We start from the raw sequence: 14,743 nt of genomic DNA on the forward strand, positions 1-14,743 counted from the left end.
GGGGCGCGACGGTACCGGTCGCACGGCCGGACGGGGATAGGGTCGGCGGGTACCGTCCCGGCCGCACGAGGAGGCAGCCCGTTGGCCCGCAGCATCGCCACCAACCGCACCGTCGAGCGTGCCGAGCTCGAGGAGTTCCTGCGCTCGCGCCACGACGGGATCCTCGTCACGACCCGCCGCGACGGCACCCCGCAGCTCAGCCCTGTCACCTACGGGGTCGACTCCGAGGGCCGCGTCGTCGTGTCGACGTACCCCGAGCGCGCGAAGGCCGTGAACCTGCGCCGACGCCCGCAGGCGTCCCTGCTCTCGCTCGGTGCCGACTTCGGCGACGCCTGGGTCCAGGTCGACGGCACCGCAGAGGTGATCGACCTGCCCGACTCGATCGAGCCGCTCGTGGAGTACTACCGCTCGATCAGTGGCGAGCACCCTGACTGGGACGAGTACCGCGAGGCGATGGTGGCGCAGGGCAAGTCGCTCGTCCGCCTGACGATCACCCGCTGGGGCCCGGTCGCGACCGGCGGTTTCCCGGCGCGGCTGGCCGACCGCTGACGGTCGTCGCCACGGGTCGGCCGCACGACGGACCCGGCGCGCGTCGCGGTGACGGACGTGCGCTCGCCCGGCTGACGCGGCCCGTCACCGGTCAGAACAGGACCTGCTCCACTCCCCCGCCGACGACGTCAAGTCCGGCGCCGTCGACCGGCATGCCCGCGAGCGCCCCGCCCTCGACGCGCCCGTCGTCCTCGGGGAGGCTGCCTGCCGGGTACGCGCCGTCGACCGGCGGGCCCGTGCCGTCGAGGCCGCCCAGCTCACCGCGCCGGTACCGGCCCTCGACGCCGGCCGGGCCGCGGTGGCCGGAGACGGCGAAGCCGCGCTGCTCGAGCATCGGGCGGACGCGGTCCCACAGCCATGACCGGTACTGCTTCGACGCGTAGGCGCCGCGGGCGTAGACGCGCTCGTAGCCGGGGACGAGCTGCGGGTGCTCGCGCGCGAGCCAGCCCATGTACCACTCGCGCGTGCCGGGCTTGAGGTGCAGGGGCAGGACCGTGACGCCCGTCGCGCCCGCGTCCTTCACGGCGTCGAGAAGATCCGTGAGCGCGCGCGTCGAGTCGGTGAGCCAGGGCAGCACGGGCGCGACCATGACGCCGCACGGCAGACCCGCGTCGCGGACCGCGCGGATCAGGTCGAGCCGCGCGCGCGGCGAGGGCGTGCCGGGCTCGACGCTCGCCTGGAGCGCGGGGTCGAGCAGCGCGAGCGAGACGCCGATGCCGACCTCGACCCGCGACGCCGCGTCGGCGAGCAGCGGCAGGTCCCGGCGCAGGAGCGTGCCCTTGGTGAGGACGGACAACGGCGTGCCGGAGCCCGCGAGCGCGTCGATGATGCCGGGCATGAGCCGGTAGCGACCCTCGGCACGCTGGTACGGGTCGGTGTTCGTCCCGAGCGCGACGGCCTCGCGCCCCCACGAGGCGCGGGCGAGCTCGGCGCGCAGCACCTCGTCGACGTTGACCTTGACGACCACCTCGCGGTCGAAGTCGTCGCCCGCGTCGAGGTCGAGGTACTGGTGCGTGGGCCGCGCGAAGCAGTTGTGGCTCACGACGCCTGCGGCGACGAAGTCGCGCGTCCCGGTGGTGATGTCGACGAGCTCGGTCTCCTCCCCCGGCCCGCCGAGTGCCTCCAGCGACTCGACGCGGAGCGCGTCGTCCCCGGTCACGTCGCGCCCGTCGAGCGCCACGCCCCCGTCCGCGAGCGCCCCGGCACCGGGACCGACGAGGACGTCCCCGAGGGCCAGGTGCGCCCGGTGGCCGGCGCCGCCGACGACGTGCCGCCAGCCCCGCTGGGTGAGGAACCGGTGGTCGCCGCTCGCGACGAGCCGGGTGCCGTCCGCGAGGCCGACGCGGTAGGCGCGCTTGCGGGTGGTCCAGCGGTCGAGCACCCGGGTGCGCACGTACCGGCGGTACGCCCCGTGGGGCGCTGTCCCCACGATCTCGTCGCCGACGCTCAGATCCCCGATCGGGCGCTGGGTGCCGTCGGCCAGGAGCACCGGGGTCTCCGGTGCGAGGCAGTAGGAGCACGCGTGGCTGCATCCCCGGTACGGGTTGACCGTCCAGCGGAACGGCATGCGGGACATCGCGGGCACCTTCGACAGCGCGCTCTTCGCCGTCACCTCGTGGAACGTGATCCCCGCGAACTCGGGCGTGCGCACGCTGCGCACGAGCCCTGCGCGCTCCAGTCCCGGGAGCGCGCCGTCGTCCGCGTCGATCGCTTGTCCGTCCCACCGCACGCGCACAGTCGAACAGGTGTTCGACCCGCCTGTCAAGGCGCCGCCTTGTCGCGCCGCGGTGTCCCGCTCCGTGAGACGCGGTGATTGTCCGCAGGTCGACGAAGGGCCTAGGGTCGGGCCGAACGCCCCCGGGGAGCGCACGAGCGCTGAGAGTGCAGGCAGGACGACCGTCCCACCTGCAGACCCGTGGAACCTGATCTGGTTCGTACCAGCGAAGGGAGCAGGGCCGACGTCACCGTCCCCTGCGCGCTCGTGCCCGCGCGCCCCGTGCGCCGGGCCGGACGCGTGGGCGGGCCGGTGACGCGCCGTCGTGCACCCCTCGACCCGGGGGCCCGACGGAGGGAACCGCATGACCGAGCACACCACCGAGCAGCGCACCGGCGAACCGAGGTCACCGGGTGGCGCCGCACCCGCGACGGCTCCCCGGGTCCGTGCGCGACGACGCGGCCTCAGCCTGCACGAGACCGTCCTCGTCGCAGTCCTGGGCGTCGTGTTCGGGTTCGTCTACTGGGCGTTCGTGCAGCTCTGGGCACCGCTCCAGCTCGTGATGGGACCGCTCGCGGACCTCGCCGCGAACGTGCTCGCCGGGGCCTGGATCGTCGTCGGACCGCTCGCGACGTACATCGTGCGCAAGCCGGGTGTCGGGATCCTCGCGGAGACGCTCGCCGCGCTGGTCGAGGTCGTGTTCCTCGCCTCCCCGGCCGGTCCGCTGCTGCTCCTCGTCGGGCTCGTCCAGGGCGTCGGAGCCGAGCTGCCGTTCGCGCTCACGCGCTACCGGCGGTTCGGCTGGTGGGTCTTCGTCGCCTCGGGCGTGAGCGCCGCGCTCGTCACCTTCGCGTTCAACGCCGTGCGCTTCGGCTGGCTCGGGCAGGACTACGCGATGCTCCGCCTCGGGATCCAGGTCGTCTCGTGCGTCGTGCTGTGCGGGATCGCGGCCCGCCTCCTCGGTGACGCCCTCACCCGCACCGGCGCGCTGGACGCCTTCGCGATCGGGTCGGCGCGGCGTGGCTGAGCACCGGCCGTCCGTGCCGCACGACGTCGTCGGGGCGCGGGGCCTGTCCGTCGCCCTGGGGCACGACGCCGCACCCGTGCTGGACGACGTCGACCTCGCCGTACCCGCGGGCGCCGCGCTGCTCGTCCTCGGCCCGTCGGGGTGCGGCAAGTCGACGCTCCTGCGGGCCCTGGTAGGCATCGTCCCGCACACCCTGCCCGGCACCGTCACCGGCGACCTCGACGTCGCGGGGCACGACCCGCGCGACGTGCCGCCCGCCGTGCTCGCCGCACGCGTCGGACTCGTCCAGCAACGCCCCGGCGACCAGCTCTGCCTCGCGCGCGTCGACGAGGAGCTGCGGTTCGCGCTCGAGAACCGCGGGGCCGACCCCCGGACCATGGACGCCCGCGCGGCGGCGGCGCTCGCGGCCGTCGGCGCGGCCCACCTGCACGACCGGGCGACCCACACGCTCTCCGGCGGCGAGGCGCAGCGCGTCGCGCTCGCCGCGGCGCTCGTCGCCGACCCCGGGCTCGTCGTGCTCGACGAACCCACCGCGCTCCTCGACCCCGCGGCGGCGCACGACGTCGGGGCGCTCGTCGCCGGGCTCACCACGGAGCACCCGGTGCCCGACGGCGTGGTGCCGCCCGACCCTCCGGGGACACCCCGCGACGCGCGCGACCGGGCACGCGCCGTCGTGCTCGTCGAGCACCGCCTCGACGATCTCGGGACGCTGCCCGAGTCGATCCTCGTGCTCGGGCGCGACGGCCGGGTCGTCGCGCACGGCCCGACGGACGTCGTCCTGCACGAGCACGCGGCCGAGCTCACGGCGCTCGGCTGCTGGCTCCCCCTGGCCTCCCGGCTCGTCGCCGCGGGGGCCCCCGCCCCGCTCGGCGTCCCCGAGACCGACGCCTGGCTGGCGGACCTCGCGCGCCCCCACCCCGCCGACGACGCGAGCCGTCGCGCCGTCGCGGACGGCCAGGACCGGCCCGTCGCGCTCCGGGCCCGGGGCCTCGAGGTCCACCGTGGAGGCGCCCTCGGGCGCGGGCGCCGCCGCGGGACCCCGGTGGTGCGCGACGTCGACCTCGACGTCCGCGCGGGCGAGGTGCTCGCCGTCGTCGGCCCGAACGGCGGCGGCAAGTCGACGCTGCTGCGCGGGCTCGCCGGGCTCGAACGGACGCGCGGCGAGCTCACGACCGCGCCCCACGCCCCGGTCGCGATGGTCTTCCAGGACCCCGAGCACCAGTTCCTCGCGCGCACCGTGCGCGAGGAGGTCGCATGGTCGGCGCGGCTCGCGCGCCTCGACGGCCTCGACGGTCGTGTCGCGCGCACGCTCGACGCGCTCGGCCTGACCGCGCTCGCGGACGCCAACCCGTACCGACTCTCCGGCGGGGAGCAGCGCCGGTTGTCGCTCGCGACGGCCGTCGTCCTCGACCCGGCGGTGCTTTTCGCGGACGAGCCCACGTTCGGCCTCGACCGCACCCAGGCCCACGCGACGGCGCAGGCGCTGCGCGGGCGGGCCGACGCCGGAGGTGCGGTCGTCCTCGTCACGCACGACCTGTCCCTGGTGGCCGAGATCGCCGACCGCGTGGCCGTCGTCGTCGACGGGACGATCGCCGCGACCGGCACGCCGACCGCCGTGCTGGGCGACGACGCCCTCGGCGCGCGCGCCCGGCTCCGGCGACCGCCCCTGCTCGAGTGGTGGGCGACGACGGGGCGCCACGTCGGCGTCGACCCCGGCGCCCTCGTGCGGGCGCTCGACGCGGCCGTCGCGCGCTCGGCGCGTACCCCGACGAGTACCGGACCCACGGTCGGAGCGACGTCGTGAGCGCGCCGCCGACGGTCCTCGAGCGGTGGAACCCGACCGTGAAGCTCGCGACCGTGCTCGCACTCTCCACGGCCGCGCTGCTCGTGACCGACCCGGTCACGCCCGCGATCGGCTGGGTGATCACGCTCGTCGCGCTGCTCGCGCTCGGCCGGGTGCCGCTGCGCACGCTCGCGCTCGCGCACGTCCCGTTCGTGGTGTTCGCCACGAGTCTCCTCGTCGTCAACGTCGTGACGCGACCCGGCGGCGACCCCGTGAGCATCGGCCCGCTCTCCGTGGGCGCGGACGGCCTGACGATCGGCGCCGCGCTCGCGCTGCGCACGCTGTTCGTCGGCGCCCTGTCCCTCACGCTCGTCCTGGCGACCGACCCGGTGCGCCTCATGACGAGCCTGCACCAGCACGCGCGGCTGCCCGCGACGTGGACGTTCGCCGTCCTCGCGGCGCACCGCCTCCTCGTCGAGCTGCCGGGCGCGTGGCACACGATCCGGTGCGCGCAGGCGGTGCGCGACCCGCGACGTACGCCCGGCGGGCTGCCCCGTTCGCCGCGTGCCCTCGGTGCTGCCGCGTTCGGGCTCCTCGTCGGAGCGGTGCGGCGGGCCGAGCGCATCACGGTCGCGCTCGAGTCGCGCGGGCTCGGCTCCGGACCGCGCACGACGGCACGACCCGTGCCCCTCGGCCCGGCCGACGTCGTCGCCGCCGGGGCGGTCCTCGCCGTCGCGGCGGCGGTGGTCGTCGCCGGCGTGCTCGGCGGGTGGGTGACCGGGCTCGGGGCCCTCACCGCGTGAGCGTCACCGGCTCGACCACCGCTCCCTCCGCCGGGACGCCCAGCGCGACGTCGGTCGCCCGCCCGCCGCGCACGTGCTCCCGGTACCCCCGGAACGCCAGGGGCACGCCGCGCGCCGCCGTCGGGTCCGGCCCGTCCATGACCTGGACGTGCACGTGCGGCTGCGTCGAGTTGCCCGAGTTCCCGCACCGGCCCAGCTCGTCCCCCGTCGCGACCCGCTGCCCCGGGCGCACCGCGACGGAACCGTCCCTCAGGTGGGCGAGCACGACGAACGCGCCCTGCTGGTCCAGGGCGACGACCACGTGGTTGCCGGCCAGCCCGCTCGCCCCGGCTCGCGCGCGCGACGCCTGCGTGAGCGCGTACCCGAGCAGCGCCGTCGGCGCGCGCCGGGCCTCGTGGTCGGGCTCGCCGTCGTGCACCGCGACCACGGTGCCGGACGCGGGCGCGAGCACCGGTATCCCGAATGCGTAGAACCGCCCGGGGGGCTCGGTCGCGAGCGCCGTGCGCCAGTCGCGCACGGGCGCCGTCCGACGACCCCGGACCGCCACGAAGTCGATCGCGTAGGTCGTCGCGAACAGGTGGGTGCCGTGGCTCGGGACGCGGCGGGCCGGGCTGTTCTCGACACGCCACGTCCCGGCGAAGGGCAGGGCCAGCTCGACGGCGTCGACCATGCCGCTCCCTCCGGTAGGTGCGCCGCCGACGGCGGTGCTGGTCAGGTGCGTGTCAGGTGCGTGTCAGTCGGACGCCGGGACCACCCGGGGCCACAGGTCCTCGGCCGGGGGCGACCACGTCGCGGCGTCGGCGTCGACCTGCTCGCCCGAACGGATGTCCTTGACCTGGTCGGGCCGCGGCTCGCCGTCCTGCTCCGTGTCCGGGGAGGTGCCCGGGAACCAGACGAAGGGGATGCCGCGACGGTCGGCGTAGCGGATCTGCTTGCCGAACTTCGCCGCCGCGGGCGCGACCTCGACGGGGATGCCGCGCGCGCGCAGTGCCGTGGCGACGGTGTCGGACGCCGGACGCGACTCCTCGCGCGCCACCGCGACGACGACGGCGCTCGGCACCGACCGCGTGGCGCGCACGAGGCCGGCGGAGAGCAGGCGCGAGACCAGGCGGGACACGCCGACCGACAGGCCGACGCCCGGGTAGGTGTTCGCGCCGTCGGACGCGAGCGTGTCGTAGCGGCCGCCCGAGCAGATCGAGCCGAGCTGCTCGTGCCCGACGAGCACGGTCTCGTAGACCGAGCCGGTGTAGTAGTCGAGGCCCCGCGCGATCTTCAGGTCGGCCACGACGACGCCGGGCGCACGCGTGCTCGCGGCCTCGATCAGGGCGCCGAGCTCGCCGAGCCCCGTCTCGAGCAGGTCGTGCACCACACCGTGCTCGGCCGCGAGCGCCCGCACACGGTCGATCACCGCGGTGTCGCTCCCGCTGATCGCGGCGAGGGCCAGGCACGCCTGCGCCTGCTCGGGCGTCGCGCCGGCCTCCGCGACGAGGAGCGCGGCGACCTTCTCGGGCCCGATCTTGTCCAGCTTGTCGATCTGGCGCAGCACCTCGTCCACGGCGTCGATCCCGAGCCCGCGGTAGAAGCCCTCCGCGACACGGCGGTTGTTGACGAGCACGCGCACCTCGGGCACGCCGATGTCGCGCAGCGCGCCGAGCGCCTCCGCCATGACGAGCGGGAGCTCGACCTCGTAGTGGTACGGCAGCTCGCCGGCACCGACGACGTCGATGTCCGCCTGGGCGAACTCGCGGAACCGGCCGTCCTGGGGGCGCTCGCCGCGCCACACCTTCTGGATCTGGTAGCGCTTGAACGGGAAGGCGAGGTGCCCGGCGTTCTCGAGGACGTAGCGCGCGAACGGGACGGTGAGGTCGAAGTGCAGGCCGAGCTGCTTGTCGCCCCGGCCCGCCCGCGGCTCCGCCTCCTCGGCGTCCTCCTGGAGGCGGCGGAGGACGTAGACCTCCTTGGAGGTCTCGCCCTTGCGCAGGAGCTGGTCGAGCGGCTCGACCGCGCGCGTCTCGATCCCGCCGAAACCGTGCAGCTCGAACACCCGGCGCAGCGTGTCGAGGACGTGCTGCTCGACGATCCGGCCGTCGGGGAGCCATTCGGGGAAACCTGAGAGGGGTGTGGGCCTGGCCATGGCTCACGATCCTTCCAGACGGGCGCCGCGGGTCCGAATCGTCCGGGCGCGGCCCGGCCGGGCCGGCTCAGGCGCGGGCGAGGAACGGGTTGGTCGCGAGCTCGCGGGCGACGGTCGTCGCGGGCCCGTGCCCGGGGAGCACGTCCCACCGCGGGTCCAGGCGCCCGACGACGTCGCGCAGCGTCCTGGCCATCGTCGCGCCGTCTCCCCCGGGCAGGTCCGTGCGGCCGATCGATCCCGCGAACAGCACGTCGCCGCTGAGCACGAGCCCGGACCTCGGCGCACCGACGAGGTAGAGGGTCGACCCCTCCGTGTGACCGGGCGCGGGCAGCGCGCGCAGCCGGAGCGCTCCGAACATGAGCGTCGCGCCCTCCCCGGCGCCACCGTCGAACGTGCGCACCGACGCGGGCTCGCGGTAGTCCTCGGGGTGTGCGCCCGCCTCGCGCAGCGCCGCACCGAGCGGGCCCGAGACGAGGGCCCCGCGTGCGTCGCCCGCGGAGGCGGGCCGGTGCTCGATCGTGCCGAACGGGTCGGCGAGACGATAGGCGTCCGCGGCGTGCAGCACGACGTCGACGCCGAACTGCTCCGCGAGCTCTGCCGCGTCCCACGTGTGGTCGACGTGCCCGTGCGTCGCGAGCACGGCGCGCGGGACGAGCCCGTTCCGTTCGACGTGGGCGACGACGTCGGCCGCCACGCCGGCGCCGGCGTCGACGACGACGCAGTCGCCGCCCCGGGCGCTCACGACCGTGCAGTTCGTCCCGAAGACCGGGGCGACGACCACGTGCACAGCGACGTCGGGCCGGGCTCCGTCGTGCCCGTCGGGTGCTGCCGGCCCCGCGCCGGTGAGTGCGTCCACGGCGCGAGCCTAGCTCTGGGGACCCGGTCGGCAGGCCCGTGCGCCGCCCTGCCGCCCGGGGCCACCGATACCGGACCGTGACCTGCCCGGCGGGAAACCACCCGTCGCCTGGGCTCTCGATGCCTAGACTGTGCCGTACCGACCGCGGCCGCACCGGGGTCGACCGTGCGCGCCGTCGCGGCGCTCGACGAAGGAGCTGGGGTGTCGACGAAGAGTCAGGAGCGGGCGAAGGCGCGCCGCCGCGAGGAGAAGTGGGAACGTCACGTCGCCCAGCTCCGCGCGAAGCGCCAGCGGACCTGGTCGATCGTCGGCGTCGTCCTGGCCCTCGTCGTCATCGGCGTCGCGGTGTGGTGGGCGCTGTCCGCCACGCAGGCCCCGGGCACCGACCCGGGGGGCGACCCCGGCTCGAGCGCGGAGCCGGGCGAGCACACGCTTCCCCCCGCGTCGGCCGCGGAGGGCCGGGACTGGACCACGACGCTCAGCACGAGCGCCGGCGACGTCACGCTCACCCTCGACGGCGCCGCGGCACCGCAGGCGGTCGCGAGCTTCGTCTCCCTGGCCGAGTCCGGGTACTTCGACGACACCGACTGCCACCGCCTCACGACGGAGGGCATCTCCGTGCTCCAGTGCGGTGACCCCACGGGGACGGGGACCGGCGGTCCCGGGTACAGCTTCGGCCCGATCGAGAACGCCCCGGAGGACGACGTCTACCCCGCTGGCACCGTCGCCATGGCACGCCAGGGCGGGAACGCCGAGTCGATGGGCTCCCAGTTCTTCCTCGTCTACGAGGACTCGACCATCCCGTCCGACGTGGCGGGTGGTTACACGGTGTTCGGCACCATCACGTCCGGCCTGGACGTCGTCCAGGCAGTCGCTGACGCGGGAACCGCGGACGGGTCCGGCGACGGATCCCCCGCCACCCCGGTCACCATCGAAGGAGTTGAGACCCAGTGAGCGAACCCGCCGAGAACCAGGCGAGCACGCCGGCAGCGGAGCCCGTGGGAGCGGGCGAGACCGAACGGGTCGAGGCGACCGAGGTGGAGCCCGCGGCGGTCGACGCGCCGCCCGTCGACGAGAGCACCGAGGACGCAGCGACGGCCGACACCGCCGGGGGCGACACCGGCGGGGGCGACACCGGCGAGCCCACCGCCGAGGCAGCGGAGGCACCGGAGGCACCTGCCGAAGCGGCACCGGAGCAGGCACCCCCCGCCGACGAGGCCGAGGAACCCGCGCCGAACGACGACGAGGCCGCGACGACCGAAACTGAGACGACCGAAGCTGAGCCTGCGACCGAGCAGGCAGTTGCCGAGACCGAGCCGGCAGCGGACGAGGTCGAGCCGACCGCGGACGAGGTCGAGCCGACCGCGGCGGAGGCTACGCCGGAGCCGGCCTCCGACGACGTCGAGCCGACCGAGGCCGAGACGGCGCCAGAGCCAGCTGCGAAGCCGGCCGCGACTCCCCGCCCCGCTCCGCGCCCGAAGCCCTCGGCGATCCCGCACCCGCCCCGCAAGCCCGCACCGACCGCACCGACCGCTCAGGCAGCCGCCGCTGAGGCGCCTGCCGTCCCTGCCGTGCCCGCCGTCCCCGCGCTCGCGGACGACTCCGCGGCGGCCAAGGCCGCGGCCGAGTTCGGGCGCGTCGACGAGGACGGCACGGTCTACGTCCGGGAGAGCGCCGGAGAGCGCGCGGTGGGGCAGTTCCCCGGCGTCGAGGCCGGCGAGGCGCTCACGCTCTACGTCCGCCGCTACCTCGACCTCCAGGCGAAGGTCGCGCTCTTCGAGGCGCGGCTGTCCGGGACGGACCTGTCCGTCAAGGAGATCGACCAGACCCTCACGCGCCTCGCCGAGGAGACGGCCGAGCCGTCCGCCGTCGGCGACCTCGACGCCCTGCGCGCCCAGGTCGAGGCGCTGAGGGCGGTCGCCGCGGAGCGGCGGTCGCAGCTCGAGGCGGAGCGTGCTGCCGCCAAGGCGTCGGCGCTCGCCGCTCGCACGGAGATCATCGAGGCCGCGGAGCAGATCGCCGCGACCGACCCGAGCCGGATGCAGTGGCGCCCCGCCGGTGAGGAGCTGCGCACCCTCCTCGACCGCTGGAAGGAGGCGCAGCGCTCGGGCCCGCGTATCGACCGCACGAGCGAAGAGGCGCTGTGGAAGCGCTTCAGCCATGCGCGCACCGCGTTCGACCGCGAGCGCCGGCACTACTTCGCCGAGCTCGAGCAGCGCAACAGCGCCGCCAAGGAGGCGAAGCAGAAGCTCGTCGCCGAGGCGGAGGCGCTCTCCTCCAGCACCGACTGGGGGCCCACGGCGGGTGCCTACCGCGACCTGATGGCCCAGTGGAAGGCCGCCGGCCGTGCGAGCCGCAAGGACGACGACGCGCTGTGGGCACGGTTCCGCGCCGCCCAGGACACGTTCTTCCAGGCGCGCGACGCGGCGAGCTCGGCCACCGACGCGGAGTACGCGGCAAACCTCGAGGTCAAGGAGGCGCTGCTCGCCGAGGCCGAGGCGCTGCTCCCGGTCAAGGACCTCGGGGCGGCCAAGGCCGCGCTGCGTGACCTCCAGGAACGCTGGGAGGAGGCGGGGCGCGTGCCGCGCGGCGACCTGCAGCGGGTCGAGGGGCGCCTGCGTGCCGTCGAGAACGCGATCCGTGACGCGGACCAGGCGCAGTGGACGCGGACCAACCCCGAGACGCGGGCGCGCGCCGAGGGCGCAGCCGCCCAGCTCGAGTCCGCGATCGAAGGGCTCGAGGCGGACCTCGCCGCCGCCCGGGCGAAGGGCGACAAGCGGGCCGTCGCGGACCTCGAGAGCTCGCTCGCGGCTCGCCGGTCGTGGCTCGAGCAGGTCGTGCGCGCGGCGGAGGACTCGCGCGGCTGACGACGGGCCGCCGTCGGTTCCGCCCGGAGGGGTCGGTGCTCGTCCACAGACGAGCGCCGGCCCCTTTCGCGTGCGCGCGTCGTGCGGCACCGTGTCGGGATGCGCACCGCACTCCTCCACACCGACCGGTCCCCTGTCCACTTCCCCGGCGCCGCGCCGGTCCCGGGGTACGTGGTGCCCCCGCTGGACCCGGAGCCGGGTCTCCTCGTCCGACCGGCCGAGGTCGGAGGACCCGCGGCCTTCCAGGACCTCGTGCGCCGTGGCGCGCTGGTCCGGCTCTGGGACGACGTCGGGGCACCCGCACGCGTGCCGGTCACCTCGACGCTCCGGGCGCTGGCGGTACGTGACCTCGTGCCGTCTCAGACCGTCGTCGCCGGGGCCGCGGCCGCCTGGATCCTGTGCGGCTCGGCTCGGCCACGCCAGCTCGACATCGTCGTCCCGCCGGGCCGGCACCGTCCGGCCCCCCTCGTCGGCCGGGCACCGCGCCAGGCGCACGTGCTGCGCGACGAGACGCAGCTCGTCGCCGGGGTGCTCGTCACGAGCGTCACGCGGACCGCGCTCGACGTCGCGACCCGCCGCCCGCGGGCGGAGGCGCTCGTGACGCTGCGCCGGCTCCGGGACGCGTGCGCCCTCGACCTGGCGGCCGCCGCACGCTCCCTGGAGCTGCGGTACCGCTGGCCCGGGCGCGACGTCGCCCGGCAGACCCTGGGACTCCTGCTCGCCGCGGACCGCGAGCCGGTCTAGGTTGGACCGCATGGCCGCAGCGACGACACCTCCGGTGGAGCTCGAGGTCGAGGGCCGCACCGTCCGGGTCACCAGCCCGGACCGCGTCGTCTTCCCCGCACGGGGGCTGACGAAGCTCGACGTCGTGCAGTACTTCGTGAGCGTCGGGGACGGGATCCTCGGTGCGCTCGTCGACCGGCCGACGACGCTCGAACGGTGGCCCAAGGGAGTCTTCGAGGGTGCGCGCATGAGCACACGCACCGACAACAGCGGCGACGCGTTCTACCAGAAGCGCATCCCCAAGGGCGCACCCGACTACGTACGGACGGCACGCATCGCGTTCCCCAGCGGCCGCACCGCCGACGAGGTGTGCCCCAGCGAGCTGGCCGTCGTCGCGTGGGCCGCGAACCTCGGGACGCTGACGTTCCACCCGTGGCCGGTGCGCGGCGGGGACGTCGAGGCCGTGGACCAGCTCCGGATCGACCTCGACCCGCAACCGGGCACCGACTTCGACGACGCGGTGCGGGTCGCCCCGCACCTGCGCGAGGTCCTCGACGAGCTCGACCTGCCGGGGTACCCGAAGACGTCGGGCGGGCGCGGGATCCACGTCTTCGTCCCGATCTCGCCCGAGTGGGACTTCGTGGCCGCCCGCCGCGCGACGATCGCTATCGGCCGGGAGCTCGAGCGCCGCCTGCCCGAGCAGGTCACGACGAAGTGGTGGAAGGAGGAGCGGGGCGCGAAGATCTTCGTGGACTACAACCAGATGGCGCGCGACCGCACGATCGCGTCCGCGTACTCGATCCGCTCCAACCAGCGCGCCACCGTCTCCGCTCCCCTGCGCTGGGACGAGCTCGGCGACGTCCACCCCGACGACTTCGACGTCCTGTCCATGCCGGGCCGGTTCGCCGAGGTCGGCGATCTCTTCGCGCCCCTGCGCGCGGACCGCGACGAACCGGGCGCCTCGCTGGAGCCCGCCCTCGAGCTGTCGAGACGGGACGAGGCCGAGCACGGACTGGGCGACCTGCCCTATCCGCCGGAGTACCCGAAGATGCCGGGCGAGCCGAAGCGCGTGCAGCCCAGCAAGGACAAGGACCGTTCCCGCGAGTAGCCCGCGCGGGTCGGCGCGCCTGCCGCGGCCTCAGCCGACCCCGGGCGCTCCGGGCAGGATGCTCGTGAGGTCGTAGCGCACGGGCTCCTCCAGCTGCTCGTACGTGCACGACCCCGGGTCGCGGTCGTCGCGCCAGCGCCGGAACTGCGCGGTGTGCCGGAACCGCGACCCCTCCATGTGGTCGTACGCGACCTCGAGCACCCGCTCGGGCCGCAGCGGCGTGAACGACAGGTCCTTGCCGGAGCTCCACCGGGAGACGGCGCCCGGCATGCGCTCGCCGGCCGGGTTCTCCCAGCCCGACCACGGGTGCTCGTCGGCGGCGGGCGTGCCTGGCTCGACGACGAGCGGGGCCAGCTCGGTCACGAGGGCGGCGCGGCGGGCGGCGGGGAAGGACGCGGCGACGCCCACGAACTGGAGCTGCGCCGCGTCGTCGTACAGGCCGAGGAGCAGGGAGCCGAGGAGCGGCTTCGCGGGCGTCGACGTCTTGTGCAGCCGGTAGCCCGCGAGCACAACGTCGGCCTCGCGCCCGTGCTTGATCTTGAGCATGGTGCGCTTGTTCGGCTGATACGTGCCGTCGAGCGGCTTCGCGACGACCCCGTCGAGCCCGGCCCCCTCGAAGGTCTCGAACCAGTCGCGCGCGACGGCGACGTCCCGGGTGCGCGGGGTCGCGTGCACCCACGGCCCGTCGAGACCGAGCACGTCGAGGGCTTCCTGACGGCGCGCGAGCGGCTGTCCGGTGAGATCCTCGTCGTCGAGCGCCAGGACGTCGAACACGACGAGGCTCGCGGGCGTCTGCTCCGCGAGGAGCCGCACGCGCGACGCGGCGGGATGGATGCGCTGCTGCAGCACCTCGAACTCCAGCCGGCCACCCTGCGCGACGACGATCTCGCCGTCGACCACGCAGCGCGGCGGGAGGGCCTCCCGCACGGCGTCGACGACCTCGGGGAAGTAGCGCTCCATCGGTCGCGCGTTGCGCGAGTCGAGGCGCACCTCGTCCCCGTCGCGGTAGACGATCGTGCGGAACCCGTCCCACTTCGGCTCGTACACGTAGCCGCCTGGCGTCGCGTCGGGCTCCGGGACGTCGGGGACCGACTTCGCGAGCATGGGCAGGACGGGCGGCACGACGGGCAGGTCCATGTGCCGATGCTGCCACCCGCACCGCCCTGCTGCGCGCCGGCC

13 protein-coding genes and 1 riboswitch are annotated in these 14,743 nt (G+C 75.4%); of the genes, 8 read left to right on the forward strand and 5 right to left on the reverse strand.

Going from position 1 to position 14,743, the window contains the following annotated elements:
* Positions 1–81 precede the first annotated feature (81 nt).
* Positions 82–549 carry a PPOX class F420-dependent oxidoreductase gene (locus tag AC4H2H_RS07635; protein ID WP_494370197.1) on the forward strand — a complete coding sequence of 156 codons (468 nt, stop codon included), beginning with the start codon at positions 82–84 and terminating at the stop codon, positions 547–549.
* A gap of 91 nt (positions 550–640) precedes the next feature.
* Here the strand turns inward: AC4H2H_RS07635 and AC4H2H_RS07640 are convergent, their stop codons facing one another.
* Entirely contained in the window at positions 641–2,278 is a 1,638-nt protein-coding gene (locus AC4H2H_RS07640; RefSeq protein WP_494370198.1) for an Rv2578c family radical SAM protein, read from the reverse strand.
* Positions 2,279–2,397: 119 nt separating this feature from the next.
* A riboswitch (TPP riboswitch) is annotated at positions 2,398–2,517 on the forward strand.
* A gap of 110 nt (positions 2,518–2,627) precedes the next feature.
* Between AC4H2H_RS07640 and AC4H2H_RS07645 the strand changes: the two genes are divergently transcribed.
* The 3 genes from AC4H2H_RS07645 to AC4H2H_RS07655 are packed head-to-tail and all read left to right on the forward strand — an operon-like array spanning position 2,628 to position 5,876.
* The gene (locus AC4H2H_RS07645) at positions 2,628–3,290 is read left to right on the forward strand and encodes an ECF transporter S component (protein ID WP_494370199.1); all 663 of its coding nucleotides are present in this window, start codon (positions 2,628–2,630) and stop codon (positions 3,288–3,290) included.
* Positions 3,283–5,094 (forward strand): ABC transporter ATP-binding protein, encoded by a 1,812-nt coding sequence (locus AC4H2H_RS07650; RefSeq protein ID WP_494370200.1) that lies wholly within the window; start codon positions 3,283–3,285, stop codon positions 5,092–5,094. The genes AC4H2H_RS07645 and AC4H2H_RS07650 overlap by 8 nt, the downstream gene beginning before the upstream one ends.
* Positions 5,091–5,876 (forward strand): energy-coupling factor transporter transmembrane component T family protein, encoded by a 786-nt coding sequence (locus tag AC4H2H_RS07655; RefSeq protein ID WP_494370201.1) that lies wholly within the window; start codon positions 5,091–5,093, stop codon positions 5,874–5,876. Before AC4H2H_RS07650 ends, AC4H2H_RS07655 begins: the two co-directional genes overlap by 4 nt.
* Here the strand turns inward: AC4H2H_RS07655 and AC4H2H_RS07660 are convergent.
* The 3 genes from AC4H2H_RS07660 to AC4H2H_RS07670 form a co-directional block, all read right to left on the reverse strand.
* Positions 5,866–6,546 carry a M23 family metallopeptidase gene (locus AC4H2H_RS07660; RefSeq protein ID WP_494370202.1) on the reverse strand — a complete coding sequence of 227 codons (681 nt, stop codon included), beginning with the start codon at positions 6,544–6,546 and terminating at the stop codon, positions 5,866–5,868. The genes AC4H2H_RS07655 and AC4H2H_RS07660 overlap by 11 nt on opposite strands.
* A 63-nt stretch (positions 6,547–6,609) precedes the next feature.
* Positions 6,610–8,010 (reverse strand): histidine--tRNA ligase, encoded by a 1,401-nt coding sequence (hisS, locus tag AC4H2H_RS07665; protein WP_494370203.1) that lies wholly within the window; start codon positions 8,008–8,010, stop codon positions 6,610–6,612.
* A gap of 67 nt (positions 8,011–8,077) precedes the next feature.
* Complete coding sequence (locus tag AC4H2H_RS07670) at positions 8,078–8,866, reverse strand: MBL fold metallo-hydrolase (RefSeq protein ID WP_494370204.1); 789 nt, start codon at positions 8,864–8,866, stop codon at positions 8,078–8,080.
* A gap of 201 nt (positions 8,867–9,067) precedes the next feature.
* On the opposite strand from AC4H2H_RS07670, the gene AC4H2H_RS07675 reads away from it, so the two are divergent.
* The 4 genes from AC4H2H_RS07675 (at position 9,068) to ligD (ending at position 13,564) form a co-directional block, all read left to right on the forward strand.
* Complete coding sequence (locus AC4H2H_RS07675) at positions 9,068–9,820, forward strand: peptidylprolyl isomerase (protein ID WP_494370205.1); 753 nt, start codon at positions 9,068–9,070, stop codon at positions 9,818–9,820.
* Entirely contained in the window at positions 9,817–11,733 is a 1,917-nt protein-coding gene (locus AC4H2H_RS07680; protein WP_494370206.1) for a DUF349 domain-containing protein, read from the forward strand. The genes AC4H2H_RS07675 and AC4H2H_RS07680 overlap by 4 nt, the downstream gene beginning before the upstream one ends.
* Before the next feature lie 99 nt (positions 11,734–11,832).
* Entirely contained in the window at positions 11,833–12,477 is a 645-nt protein-coding gene (locus tag AC4H2H_RS07685; protein ID WP_494370207.1) for a hypothetical protein, read from the forward strand.
* 10 nt (positions 12,478–12,487) lie between these two features.
* On the forward strand, positions 12,488–13,564 hold the full coding sequence (gene ligD / locus AC4H2H_RS07690) for a non-homologous end-joining DNA ligase (protein WP_494370208.1): 1,077 nt from the start codon (positions 12,488–12,490) through the stop codon (positions 13,562–13,564).
* Between the two features lie 30 nt (positions 13,565–13,594).
* Here ligD and AC4H2H_RS07695 read toward each other — a convergent pair whose 3' ends face one another.
* The gene (locus tag AC4H2H_RS07695; RefSeq protein WP_494370209.1) at positions 13,595–14,701 is read right to left on the reverse strand and encodes an ATP-dependent DNA ligase; all 1,107 of its coding nucleotides are present in this window, start codon (positions 14,699–14,701) and stop codon (positions 13,595–13,597) included.
* Positions 14,702–14,743 lie beyond the last annotated feature (42 nt).

The organism is Cellulosimicrobium sp. BMG9.22 (genome assembly GCF_059159975.1).